This window comes from Streptomyces sp. RP5T, assembly GCF_003933965.1.
GTDB lineage: Bacteria > Actinomycetota > Actinomycetes > Streptomycetales > Streptomycetaceae > Streptomyces.
Map to the genome: position 1 here is coordinate 1 of NZ_RSAJ01000020.1, position 11,762 is coordinate 11,762.

Here is an 11,762-nt window from a genome sequence, read left to right on the forward strand (position 1 = left end):
GCCTTCGCCCGGCTCAAGTCCTGGCGCATCATGCGCAGAGCACGTTCCTCCACCCGCCGCATCAGCCGCACCGTCCAAGCCATCCACACACTCATGACCTGCGACTATTCAGGATGAAAGAGGCTCATTGAACCGTTCTCGGGAGCGAGACGTTTCTATACCTGACAGAAATTCATCTGCACATCGACTCCAGGAGAGATTATGCCTGCGCCCGAAGGCACTGATCCCCGAATTCAAGAATTTCTTGACAGTTTTACAGAGGAGACTCGGACACTGATTGAGGATGGCGAACTAGGGCGCACGGAGGCAGAAGGACTATTGACCAGGTATCAAACGGTTGCCCGCGGAAGGCATGATGAGATTGTGGCGCTGATCCCGCAGATGGGTGTCGGCAACGCAATTTTCGAGGCTGGACAGCGCTATGATGCTGACAATTTACAGGATCCTCGCCTGAAGACGCTTCTCGCCCAGTTCCCGGACATGCGGGATGACATCGTATCAGGCAAGGACGAAATAATTCGGCACGTGGATCGCGGGTTGACTGTGCAGGACGCCCTCTACGAGGTGGAAGTTGCACGAGTCGGCCACGATCGCACCCCTGGATTCCGAGAGGATGTTGAGGCTGCATTTTCCGCAGGTCTATATGAGACCAGGATCGAGGCCGCGGTTGGCCTTGATCATGCGCGTGATGCGGCATGGGCAAGATCACTGCGAGACAACACCCCGGCCGCTCACGAGAATTCACTTCCGGAGTATATTCAGGACCGCCAGCCGCAGGACCCTACACCCTGGCAAGCTCCCACCCTGCCGCCCGCCTATATCCCACTGGAACAACCCCCCGCATACCAACCCGGTAACCCTAACGTGGCACGTCACGCTGCGGGCCCAGAACGGCCCGCCCAACAGTCCGGGAATCAATCAGAACGACAGCGTTCCCGCAACACAACTGGGCCCGGTACACCTCCATATAACCAGCAGAGCAGCAATCGAGGCGCCCGAAGGTCGGGGCGGTGAGCATCCGCTCGTAGGCGCCGAGTGTTTGGCGTAACTTGCCCGAACCCCCTTGAGGGGGTCCGCCAACGGCGGACCCCCTACGAGTCGTTCAGTGCCGCGAAATGAGCCCCTCAATAACGGTCTACACAACATGGCGGTCAGACCACCCTGGAACGCTGGCATCAGGTTCATGGCCTGCCTTGACCACCGCCTTTACTTGCCTGATCAGGCGGGTAGTGCGTCGCTGGTATCGGGCCAGGACTCCGGGCACCTGCTCGCGGAAGGTATGTCGGCAGCCGCGGGTGGGGCACACCAGACGTCGCACTCGCACACGGACCACCACCCGCCGGCCGTCGACCGGAACGTCGGCCACCGTCCGCCAGTGATAGCCGTGCACGCGCCCCGACGACACCCCGCACACCAGGCAGGCCGCAGTGTCCAGCGGCGTCCGGGCCCGCACCACGACTCGCTCCCCCTCGTCGACCACATCCTCCATGACCAGTGGGGACAGTCGTGAAAACACCGTCTGCACAGGCTCGTTGACATTCTTCACATGGATACCAACGACACCTCAGCACTCTGCGTCACCACCGGATGTGAGACAGGGCCGTTGATTGGACAGTCCCCGCACCAACTCGTCATCCGTTCCCTACTTGTTCCACCGCTTGTTCGTGTTGTTGACCTCCAGCTCCGCCGCGGTCAGGTTCACGTGCAGGGGGATTCCTGGGCGGTTTCCCACCTTGATCAGGAAGTTGCCGAGGCCGGGCGGGGTGGAGCGGCGGCCGGCCGCGCCGTCCCACGCGGGTGGTGTGGACCAGTCCACCAGGAGTCGTTTCTCCGGCTCCGTCAGTTCGACGATCTGTGCAAGTTGCGGCATCTCGGCTGGGGGCAGGCCCGCACAGATCACCATGCCCGCGCGTTCGACGAAACCCTTGGCCTTGGTGCGGTCCTCCTGGGTGGACAGTGCGAGCAGGTCGTCAAGGCTGTGAGTGATCATCGCCAGGCCCACTCCGCGTTGCCGGTCCAGGCGGGTGAGCGCGTTGACCCGGTCGACGAGTCCTTGGCCGGCCTGCAGAACACGCCACAGCTCGTCCATGACAAGGAAATAGTTGCGCTGTGGCTCCAGTCCAGCATCCGCCAGGGCATGTGCCGCGGAAACCGCGCCGAAGCCGTATGACCAGCAGGACAGCAACGCTGCCGCCTGGAGCAGGACCTCGCTGTCGTCGATGCCGCTGATGTCGAAGCAGACTGGCCGGTCCAGCTTCATCGCCTGCGTGGTCGGTTTGGCAAAGGTGCCGCCCAGCCTGCCGTCGCCCAGCAGCGCGGTCAGCGACGCCTCCAGGTTCTCAGTGATGTCCCGGTAGCGGGTGATGTCTCCGCGGTCGAGGGCGACCGACCGCACCGCCGCCGGGGCCTCCTTGATGACCTGGACCAGGTCGCCCAGCACCGGTATTCCGCCTGAGCCCGAGGCGTACCGATCGTCGAGGACTTTGAGGGCCGCCGAGATGATCGTCTCCTCTCGATCGGTCGGCGGTGCCGAGCGCAGGATCGTCACCAGCGCGGAGACCATGTGGAGGCGGCGGCCGTGAATATCGGCGAGCAGCCGCTGACGTGCGTCGCCGGTGAGTCGTGCTGCGGCCTCGATCGATGCGCCCGGGTCCAGGACATTGAGGCTGCCGCGCCCCCTGCCCAAGCTGATGACCTGGCCACCGATCGCCTCAATCAGGTCCACGTAATCGGGTTTGAGGTCACCGAAGATCAAGGGGTGGACACCGTAACCGGACAGGCCCAGCGCCATCCGCCGTATGACCGTCGATTTACCGAGTCCTGGGCGGCCCAGGACGAACATTGAGGGGTTGGCCAGCAGGGATGTACGTGTGAACCATGAGATCGGGTCACAGCACACAGTGGCGCCGGAATCGAGGTCGCGGCCCAACGGCACTCCGACCATGGGGGTCCCAGCGCCGGCGCCGAACGGCCACAGCCCGCACACCTGCACCGAGGTTCCGCGCCATTCCGGGGCGGGTTCAACATAGCCGACCATTCCGCCGCCAGGGCCGGGCCAGCCACGGGAGGTGGGCTGCTGTTGGCGGCGTTCCCTGGTCTTGCGTGCCATCGGAGTTCCCTTTTCCAAGGTTGAGTGGTCTGGATCCAGTCGCGCCAGACTGCCGGTCAAGGACCGATTGGGCCGGTCCTTGCGTACCCGTGCTGCACTTTGCGGGCCCTACATCGAGTCCCGTACCGTCTGCGGCAGTGCAGTGTGCAGCGGGAGCACGAGACCCAGCGGCAGTGCGGCGGCGAACGCCGCCGCCTGTGAGCCGTAGACCGGCCGTACCGCGATGCGGGCGGCGGGCGCCAGGTTGTCGATAGCCGCGGCTGCTGTGGCCAGTGCGTCCGCGGAGTTGACTGTCGCCGTGATCAGCAGGCCGAAACGGATCACTCCGTGTCCTTGGGCCTGTTCTTCCGTCGTCTTGCGCGCTGCGGCCAGCTCCGCGTCGTCGCGTGCCTGGCCGATCTGTGACTGCTGTGCGTTGAACAAGGCGTTCTTGTAGTCCTGTTGGACGACTCGAGCTCCCTCGGCCCGGGTGTGCGGACGGTACAGCAGCGTGACCCGCTTGCGGGCGATGTCCCGGTTGGGCTGCACCAGTCCGGTCAGAACGTTGGAGAAGACCTCGCCCTGTGGTGCCTCTGTCATGGCCCAGGTCACGCTGAGCACTCCGTCGTGCCGGTAGTGGTCCCATGCCTCCTGGGCCGCCATGGGCCCGGCCTGGTCCCAGGTCAACCCGCTTCCGCCAGAGGCACTGGACTCCTCGACCAGCGGCGCCACGGTCGGGTCATAGGCCACACGCACGGCCTCAGCGAGCTCGGTAGCGGTCATCGGTACGGCCGTGCCGGCGCCGGTCATGGACAGCCCGGCGGTCAGTCCTGGCAGTCGGGTGCCGATGTGCAGTGCCATGTCCTCGGCGCTGCGACGGGGCGCCCCCTCGCGGGCCGCGCCGGAGTACGTCAGTGCGATCCGGGTGGCGATCTGCGCCGAACCCGCGGGATAGAGGGCCAGTACCTCCTGCAACATCGACCTTGCCAGGTCGGGAGAGTCGTCCACGACGTTGGCCGCAATCTCCTGCTGGAGCCGGACTCCGGAGTCGGGGGCGGTTTCGACAGTCACGCTTGCTGCGACGAGGCCGGGCTCGGCGCCCAGGGCGGACAGCCACTGCCCCCAGTGGGCCACCCAGATGTCGACCTGCTGCTCGTCGACGAGGGCGGCTCCGTCGGCGTCGCACGAGATGACGACGGTGTGATGGCCAGTCGCCGGGATCGTGATCACGGCAAACGGGCGTCCATAGCCGTCCTGCGCCTCTGTCAATGTGGACTCCGCAGCCAGGCCCGGCAGTTGGCAGGTACCGAAGCCGGCCCTGCCTGTGGGACCCGAGCGGTACAGATGACCGCCGGAAGTGGTGGTGCGCCGCCAGGCCAGACGGATCGCGCCCCGCTGCATCAGGGTGCGTCCGTGCCGGTCGCGCAGCGCCAACGGAGCCAGCACCACCACCAGCACTGTTCCCAGGGCCAGTGCGGCCCACAAGGAGATCAAGGTGGCCAGGACGACGGCGATCAGCCCGGCGAACAGCAGCAGGGTGGCCCCGAGGGACAGACCTCGCAGGCCTGAGGTGCGGGGCTTGCGGAAGTTGCCGTACGTGCGGGGGTGGGTAGCGTCAGTGGATGTCATGAGGCTCCTCCTGCTGATCGTCGTCGGTTTGGTGCCGGGCCGACAGCGCGACAGGGACCGCTTCCCGTCGGTGCTCGGGCTGCGTCTCTCCCACGTTCTCTGGGTCCGTTGCCTGTGCCGGCCGAGCGATTTCCTCGGTCCCCTCCTTGGCTGTTGCTTCACGGGGCACGTTGGCGTCCCGCAAGAGCGCCGGGCCGTTCGCCGCCTCGCCAGGGGTGATCTTCGCTCCGCTTGTTCCCGGTCCGCCCGCTACGGTGCCAGCGGCACCCCGCGCACCGCTGATCCCTGTTCTGTCCAGGTTGACGGCGGCTCCAGACACCGACCGGCCAGCGGCGGGGCCGCGCAGGTGCGGAACGGACAGCGCCCCGACGGCCCCGGCCGTGCCGCCGGGACTGCCGCCAGAGCCGCCGCCGACGGCAGCCTGCGCCGCACGGCCCGTCCCAGATGCCGCCGCGTGTACGACAGGGGCCGCGAACCTCATCAGCGCCGGAAGGGTGAAGCAGGCCAAGACGATCAGGACAACTCCGGAGACCATGGAGACGATGTCGTTTCCTTTGGTCTGATCGGTCATCGAGAACGCAGCTGCGTACACGATGGCTGCGGCTGGCTTGTACAGCACGAAGGCAATCAGCCAGCCGACGGTCCGGCGGAACCAGAGCCGGCCGGTAGCGGTGGAGCTGGCCGCCGCCGAGAGCGGCAGCGTGCCGGTGAGAATCACCAGCATGGCCATGCGTACGATCATCAGGGCAATCTGCGCCACGCTGCCTGCTATCACCAGCACGGCCATGACCAGGACGAGGAATGACGAGTCCGTGTTGCCCAATGCCAGCATGGCCGAGGTCCGTTTGTCGAACTCCGCCACGCAGCTCGCCACTGGGTCGCCGGTGGCACTGATTTCCCGGCAGCCGGTGGACTTGTCGATGATCCAGACGCTGAACTTGTCTCCCGCCTCGGCCAGCAGATTGACCGTGGCGACGCCAGCCGCGGAGACAACCACCAGGTTGAGCAGCCCCTGAAGAGCCTGCCGTCCGGGTTCGCTGCGCCGCTGCCAAGCAAGGTGCCCGGCTGCTATCAGCAGGCACAGCACGGCGGTGAACGTGGTGAACCAGAGCGTGGCACCGCGCAGGAACGCCACCGGGCCACCGTCGTCACTCAGGTTTGGGCTGCCAAGGTTCAACCAGGCGCTGCCGATGGCTTTAACGGTGGTGCTCGCGGCCTGTGCCGCGCTCTCGGCTATGTCGTCGAAGCCGCTGCCGCCCAGGTCCTTCGGGGCCGTCCCGGCCCCGTCCCCCACGCAGTAGCCACCGACGGTGGGAAGTACCCAGCCGAAGTCACAGCCCGCCATCACACACCTCCCCACGAGGTGTAACCGGCGAGGGAGTCGACCGGGGTGGGGTCCGGCGGGTCGGCTGGGAACTCCAGCCGCCAGTCGCCGTCCTGCCACAGCATGGTTGTGGTGGCAGCCTGCATCCTGCCGTCCGGGAACCGCCAAACGGTCTGGATCACCGCGGTGGTGTCGTTGTAGGTGACGAACCTGAATCCGGCGATCTGTCCGTGCACGCTGCCGCCTGCGTCCGGAGGAGCCGTCTGCTCGGACTTGGTTCGGTCGGCAATATAGGTGTCGCGTCCCGCCCCCACGGTCTGGGTGCGGGTCACCTTCAGCCAGTCGTCCGCAGCCAGGTAGCGCACGCTGATCTGGCTGGTGGCCAACAGGGCGCCGACGGGAGTGTGGGCATAGCAGCGCGCCATGTCTCTCCCCGCCAAGGCTGGCCCCGCCTCCTTCGAGGACGGAAGAGCGACAGTGTCGTACAAGGTCCAGGTCACGTCCGCAGGAGCGGAAGTGGGAAGGTCCTGTCTGGTGTCGGCCAGTTCAGGACATGCAGCTCCTGTGTCGGCGGACGACGACGGGCCGGCGGTGACGCCTGCGGGAGGTGTTTGCGTCCCGGTGGAGTCCTTCTCCCCGGAGGTGTTCGAAGTGACGCCGAGCACTGCCCCAATGACGGCGATGAAGCCGATGAACGCGGCGGCGAGGACGAAGCCGCCTCGCAGCCACGGACTGCGCGGCTCGTCTCCTGCGGCCCGGTTGCCGGGCTCTGCCATATTGCCTACCTCATCCTCATGGGTTGTCAGTGACGGGCAGTCAGTCGGCCCGACCGATACCAGGCGCCAAGAGGCACCACTGGGTACGCGGTTCGTTCGCCGCACACAAGCAGGTGATGACCTGCTGTTGCCTGGCTGCACGCAGAACTCGACCGGTTCCGTACGGGATTGACCGATCGCCGGAGTCTGGCCTAGACGAGTGCGCCGACGATGCCGGAGGCGGAACCGATGAGCAGGCATGCACCCAGTACGAAGCCGAGTCCCCTGACGTGCTCGCGGCCGCTTCCACGGGAATGGTCGACCGCCATCCTCGCGGCGACGCCGAAAATGCCCGCCACGCACAGGGCGGTGACGCTCCAGGCGACCCACTTGAGAACTTTCAGCAGATCGTCGGCGCCGGGAGGCGCCTCTCCCCCACCGACGTCCGGCACACCTGTGGGTCCTGAGGGCGCCGCGGCGAGGTCAACAACAGCGGATATGTGCGGTGAGGCGTCCCAAGCGGCCGCCAGCAAGCTGGACAACGTATCTCCCTACAGGGGTTGTGTGAGTCGGGTGAGGTCGCGCACCAACGGCGCGCACTGCTTGGGCAGGTTCTCCGCGGGCGGTTGGCCGAGCCGCCAGGGCTCCATCCACGGAATCTCCCAGAGACGGGGAACGGCGCCGGATACCAATCGCACGAGGTCCTGCAGAACACGAGGGCGTCGGCCTGGAGCGTCGGCCACGACGACCAGGCCGAGCAGGTCGACGCCGGCGACCATGCCCGAGGCCCATTGCTGTATGGCGTTCTGCGCGGCTGCGATGCCGTTCGCGCTGGAGCGGGCGACGAGCACGACTGGTTGTGGCTGTTCAGCCACGGGCCAAGCGCGGCCCGCGTCCCTACCGCCGGGCACGGCCTGCTCCAGCGTGGTGACACCCGCGCCGCCGTGCACACCGAGCCACCACCAACCGTCATCTGTGTCCAGTTGCCGGGCGACTGGCAGCGCCCGCTGAGGTCGGGGCACTCCGGCGCCTTGAGGTGCCCCGGGCCCCGTGAGGCCTGCCGACCGGTCCTGAACCGATCGCCGAGGTTTCTCGTTGGTGCCCCCGGAAGGGCGCGGTTGCGGCAGCCAGGGATTGACAACCGGCGCATCCCCTGTCACGGCGACTCCTTCGAATGTCAACACAACGCACTGATAATACGCACAAGTTGACAAAGTATGGCAAGTACCAATTTTTCAGACACAGGAATTCCCAAGGCACGTTGAGGCCCCTCCGGAACACATGGCCTTCGGATCCCAGGTCTGTTGAGGAGTGGCAGATGACCGGTCAAGCGCAGCAACAATCAACGACATTGGTGGTGGTCTGCGCCGTCCTGGGCCTGCTCGGCTCCCTAGTCGGCCTGACCGTGGTGAGCGCCGTGGACGAGGACCAGAGCCGCGCCCCCGTCGGGTTCGCCACCACGCTCGACATCAAGCGTGTTCCACCCGAGTTCGGGTCCTGGATCGAGCTCGCCGGAAGACAGTGCGAGGAGGTCAGCGCTCCACTGGTGGCCGCACAGATCCAGGCAGAATCCAACTGGGATCCCACCGTGGTCAGTCCAGCCCGCGCCCAGGGACTGAGCCAATTCATACCCGGCACCTGGGCTACGTGGGGGGTGGACGCCGCCGGTAAGAACGGCGCCCCGGACCCCGACGGCGTGGCGGACCCGTTCACGCCGGGCGACGCCATCATGACCCAGGCGCGCTACGACTGCTGGCTCGCCGGAATGATCAAGAAGATGAACATCGAAGGCGACCTCACCCGGCTGATGCTCGCCGCCTACAACGCGGGCCCCAACGCGGTCGAGAGGTTCGGCGGCATACCCCCGTTCCCGGAAACGCAGTCCTACGTCACCAAAATCATCACATCGATGGTCGAGTTCACCGGTCCCGAACAGGCCGGACAAAGTGAACAGGTGGCGTCAGGCGGCAAGTTCGGGGACCGGGTTGTGGCGAACGCCAGGAAATGGCTCGGCACCCCCTATTCATGGGGCGGCGGCGGACCGGAGGGCCCCGGGCGAGGATTCGCGCAGGGAGCGAACACCGTCGGGTTCGACTGCTCAAGTCTCGTCCAGTACGCGGTCTACCACGCCGCCGACGGCAAACTGCTCTTGCCTCGTGTCTCGCAACGCCAGGTCACCGCAGGTCGTGAGGTGCAGCCCTCCCAGATGCGGCCCGGTGATGTGATCGGCTTCAACCTGCACGGCAGCTACGACCACATCGGCATCTACATCGGTAACAAGCAGTTCCTCCACGCGCCGAAGACCGGCGACGTGGTCAAGATCAGCAATCTCGACGATCCCTACTACGCCACCAGGCCCCAGAAGGTGCGGCGATTCGGATGACCATTCCCAGCACAGGGAAAGCCACCGCTGTGGTCACGGCAGTGCTTGCCTGCGTCCTCCTGGCAGCCGGATGCGGCTCCGGCAGCAAGCAGGACGCGGCGGTTCATCCGTCGGCTTCCGCTGCGGCCGGGACGGGCCCTTACCCGGCCCCGGCCACCCCTCGCGAGGGCGAGCCCTTTCCCGTCGGTTCCAAGGGCACTCCGAAAGGAGGCGTCCCGCGGCCCGTGGACATCGACCAAAGGCAGGCCGACGCGGTCGCCCGGGGCACGCTCACGGTGATGTGGACGTTTGACTCAGCCATCGACCACGGCCCGCACGACGCCAGTGTCCGTGCCGCAGACGCCGGCTGGCTGACCAAGGCATACGCGGCCCGGCTGCGCGCCTACCGGCCACGCTCGGCTCCCGGCGCCCAGTGGAACGAGTGGGCCAGTCATCGCGCCTACACCATTGTCACGTTGCAAAAGACCGAGGACGCCGCCAGGCCCGCGGACACGGACACCGAGGCGTGGCGGCAGTGGACGGTCACCACAACCCCGTCCGGTCGCGACGGGTGGTCCGCCAAGCCCACCACCGTCATCGCGTATGTGCACCTCACCCGCACGGCAACCGACAAGACCTGGCGTGTCGACGACGTCACCGTCCTGTAGCCCGGAGGGAATCCATGCATACGACATATACGAGCCACGAACTGCCGGCGTGGCCTCTCTACGCCCTGACCGTGCACGACGGCGGCCACGTGGATGCCTCCGGCCCACTGGTGCCCGAAGCCAAGCATCCGGACCGCGCCTCGGCCATCGACGTGGTAGCCTCGGCCGCCGCTCGGCTCGGTCGGCCGGTGCGGGCCAAGGCCACAGAGGCCGACGGCACTGTGTGGCATCTGGTCATCGCGCCTGACGGAACTGTGGGAGAGCTCTCAGGTGACGAACAACAGCGCATCCGCCCGCCGAAGAGACGTACGGAGAAGAATGACCGTGCGGGCAGCAAGGCTGCAGAGCCGGTAGCACCACACCTTCCAACGAGGACCGACCAGGGCGCCGACACCTTCGCCTCAGCCCTCGTCCAGCAGGTTGATCCGACGGACGCTGCGTCGCACCGCACCGGTGGGGCGACAGTTGCAGCAAGCGAGGCCGAAGCAATGCCCGCCTCCTCGAGTCAACTCGGTCCAGCAACAGCCTCCGCCAGGCCCGAAACGGGAATGATCAAGGCGGAAGCGGGAACGTACGCCCATTCCCTCGCCCTCGTCACGGACCTCCTCGAAGGGGGACGTGTCGACGAGGCCGGTGCGCTCGCCGCGCGCCTCGACGATCAAGCCGCGGACGTCCTCGGGGTCTCCCACCCCGACGCCCTGCGTATCCGTGAGATCCGAGCACGTGTTACCGCACTGACCGGGGACGCCGTCGCCGGTGTGCAGTTGTTCCGCGACGTCGCCGAGCGCTGGCACTACCAGGGATATGCCGAACAGGCGGAGGCCGCGGCGACCCGCGCCGAAACGCTCTGGCTGCAGATCACCGACCTGGCCTCTGCTCTGTCCGCCGGCATCGCCATGGTCCGCCTGCGCAACCAGATCCCGGGACAGGACGGTCAGGCACTTGCCGCCGCCCTGGAACACCAGGCATCGCTGGAAGCAGCCACCGGTGCGCCGGGCGGAGCAGGGCTGCGGAAGAACACCCCAGATATCCCGTCCGCACCAGCGCGAGTTCAGCCTCCAGCCCTGTACTGGGAACGTCCCGCGCAGGAACCCCGGACAACAGCATGAGTGCGGGGCCGGTCCCGGGAAGAATCCCTACGGAACCGGCCCCGCCATCGACAACGGCCTCCCCCGCAGCCGGACAACTCGACAACAACGTCGACCGGCTAGCGGACCGGGAGTGTCACGCCGCAGGCGAGTGCCACAAAGCCCGGGCCTTCACATCAACCGCTTCAAATGGTGTCTCGACAACGCCCAGGACCACACGCAATGCCCGCACCGCGTGATAGAGGCGCGACTTGACGGTGCCCGCCGGTATGCCGAGCACCAAAGCCGCTTCCCGTGTGGACCTGCCGGTGTAGTAGGTCTGGTACAAGACCTCACGATGGTCCGGCGACAGCTCCTTGAGAGCCCTCCTCAAAATTATCGAGGAAAGCAGCAGATCGACATCGTCACGCTTCGGCGGCAAATCATCCAGCCAGGCAGAGCCGTCGACCTCCTGCGGGCGAGCCATACGCAGCCGGTACTCGTCGATCACAAGGTTGCGGGCGACCCGGAAGAGCCACGGCCGCAGTGACTGGGTTCCGTCCAGGCTTTGGGTGCGCCAGCAGCGCAGCAGCGTCTCCTGGACCACATCCTCGGCTCTGTGCTGATCGCCCCCGAGCAGGCGCAGGACGTAAGTGTGTAGGTCCCTCGCATGGTCGACGTACAGCGTTCGCATCACTCGTTCACGTTCGGCGTCCGCGCCAGCCGATCCGATCATTGTCAGGCTCAAGGTCCACTCCCCTGGTTCCGTGACCCTGTGGTGCAGGTCAGGCATCGAGGCCGAATAGCGGTCCCGATGCGGTGGGAGTCTTGCGAGCCGAGTTCCACGTCGCGTTGACGAGTGATGTACG

The 11,762-nt window shown here is 66.4% G+C and carries 10 protein-coding genes and 2 pseudogenes; 4 read left to right on the top strand and 8 right to left on the bottom strand.

Features of this window, described 5'->3' with window-relative positions; all coding sequences use genetic code 11:
- A pseudogene (locus EHS43_RS47385) lies at window positions 1-117 on the top strand (IS5/IS1182 family transposase); the annotation flags it as partial.
- Window positions 118-1,192: 1,075 nt separating this feature from the next.
- Here EHS43_RS47385 and EHS43_RS03975 read toward each other — a convergent pair.
- From EHS43_RS03975 to EHS43_RS48735, 7 genes and pseudogenes are all read right to left on the bottom strand, one after another.
- Window positions 1,193-1,552, bottom strand: a pseudogene (locus tag EHS43_RS03975) (transposase family protein); the annotation flags it as partial.
- 90 nt (window positions 1,553-1,642) lie between these two features.
- Window positions 1,643-3,109 carry an ATP-binding protein gene (locus EHS43_RS03980; protein WP_125189121.1) on the bottom strand — a complete coding sequence of 489 codons (1,467 nt, stop codon included), beginning with the start codon at window positions 3,107-3,109 and terminating at the stop codon, window positions 1,643-1,645.
- Window positions 3,110-3,217: 108 nt separating this feature from the next.
- Window positions 3,218-4,717 (bottom strand): SCO6880 family protein, encoded by a 1,500-nt coding sequence (locus EHS43_RS03985; protein WP_125189122.1) that lies wholly within the window; start codon window positions 4,715-4,717, stop codon window positions 3,218-3,220.
- Window positions 4,704-6,062, bottom strand: coding sequence for a hypothetical protein (locus EHS43_RS03990; protein WP_125189123.1), 1,359 nt, complete (start codon window positions 6,060-6,062; stop codon window positions 4,704-4,706). Before EHS43_RS03990 ends, EHS43_RS03985 begins: the two co-directional genes overlap by 14 nt.
- Window positions 6,062-6,466 carry a hypothetical protein gene (locus tag EHS43_RS03995; protein ID WP_125189124.1) on the bottom strand — a complete coding sequence of 135 codons (405 nt, stop codon included), beginning with the start codon at window positions 6,464-6,466 and terminating at the stop codon, window positions 6,062-6,064. Before EHS43_RS03995 ends, EHS43_RS03990 begins: the two co-directional genes overlap by 1 nt.
- Window positions 6,467-7,008: 542 nt before the next feature.
- A complete protein-coding gene (locus EHS43_RS04000; protein WP_221740711.1) occupies window positions 7,009-7,338 on the bottom strand; it encodes a hypothetical protein in 330 nt (109 codons plus the stop codon).
- Between the two features lie 9 nt (window positions 7,339-7,347).
- Entirely contained in the window at window positions 7,348-7,980 is a 633-nt protein-coding gene (locus EHS43_RS48735) for a DUF6668 family protein (RefSeq protein ID WP_312023408.1), read from the bottom strand.
- Between the two features lie 134 nt (window positions 7,981-8,114).
- On the opposite strand from EHS43_RS48735, the gene EHS43_RS04010 reads away from it, so the two are divergent.
- From EHS43_RS04010 to EHS43_RS04020, 3 genes are all read left to right on the top strand, one after another.
- Window positions 8,115-9,179, top strand: a complete 1,065-nt coding sequence (locus EHS43_RS04010; protein WP_185806100.1) for an NlpC/P60 family protein — start codon at window positions 8,115-8,117, stop codon at window positions 9,177-9,179.
- Between the two features lie 224 nt (window positions 9,180-9,403).
- Window positions 9,404-9,826: a hypothetical protein gene (locus tag EHS43_RS04015; RefSeq protein ID WP_125189127.1), complete on the top strand. Its 423-nt coding sequence runs from the start codon at window positions 9,404-9,406 to the stop codon at window positions 9,824-9,826.
- Window positions 9,827-9,897: 71 nt separating this feature from the next.
- A complete protein-coding gene (locus EHS43_RS04020) occupies window positions 9,898-10,935 on the top strand; it encodes a hypothetical protein (protein WP_125189128.1) in 1,038 nt (345 codons plus the stop codon).
- Between the two features lie 115 nt (window positions 10,936-11,050).
- Here the strand turns inward: EHS43_RS04020 and EHS43_RS04025 are convergent, their stop codons facing one another.
- A complete protein-coding gene (locus tag EHS43_RS04025) occupies window positions 11,051-11,641 on the bottom strand; it encodes a sigma-70 family RNA polymerase sigma factor (protein WP_260470372.1) in 591 nt (196 codons plus the stop codon).
- Between the last annotated feature and the right edge of the window lie 121 nt (window positions 11,642-11,762).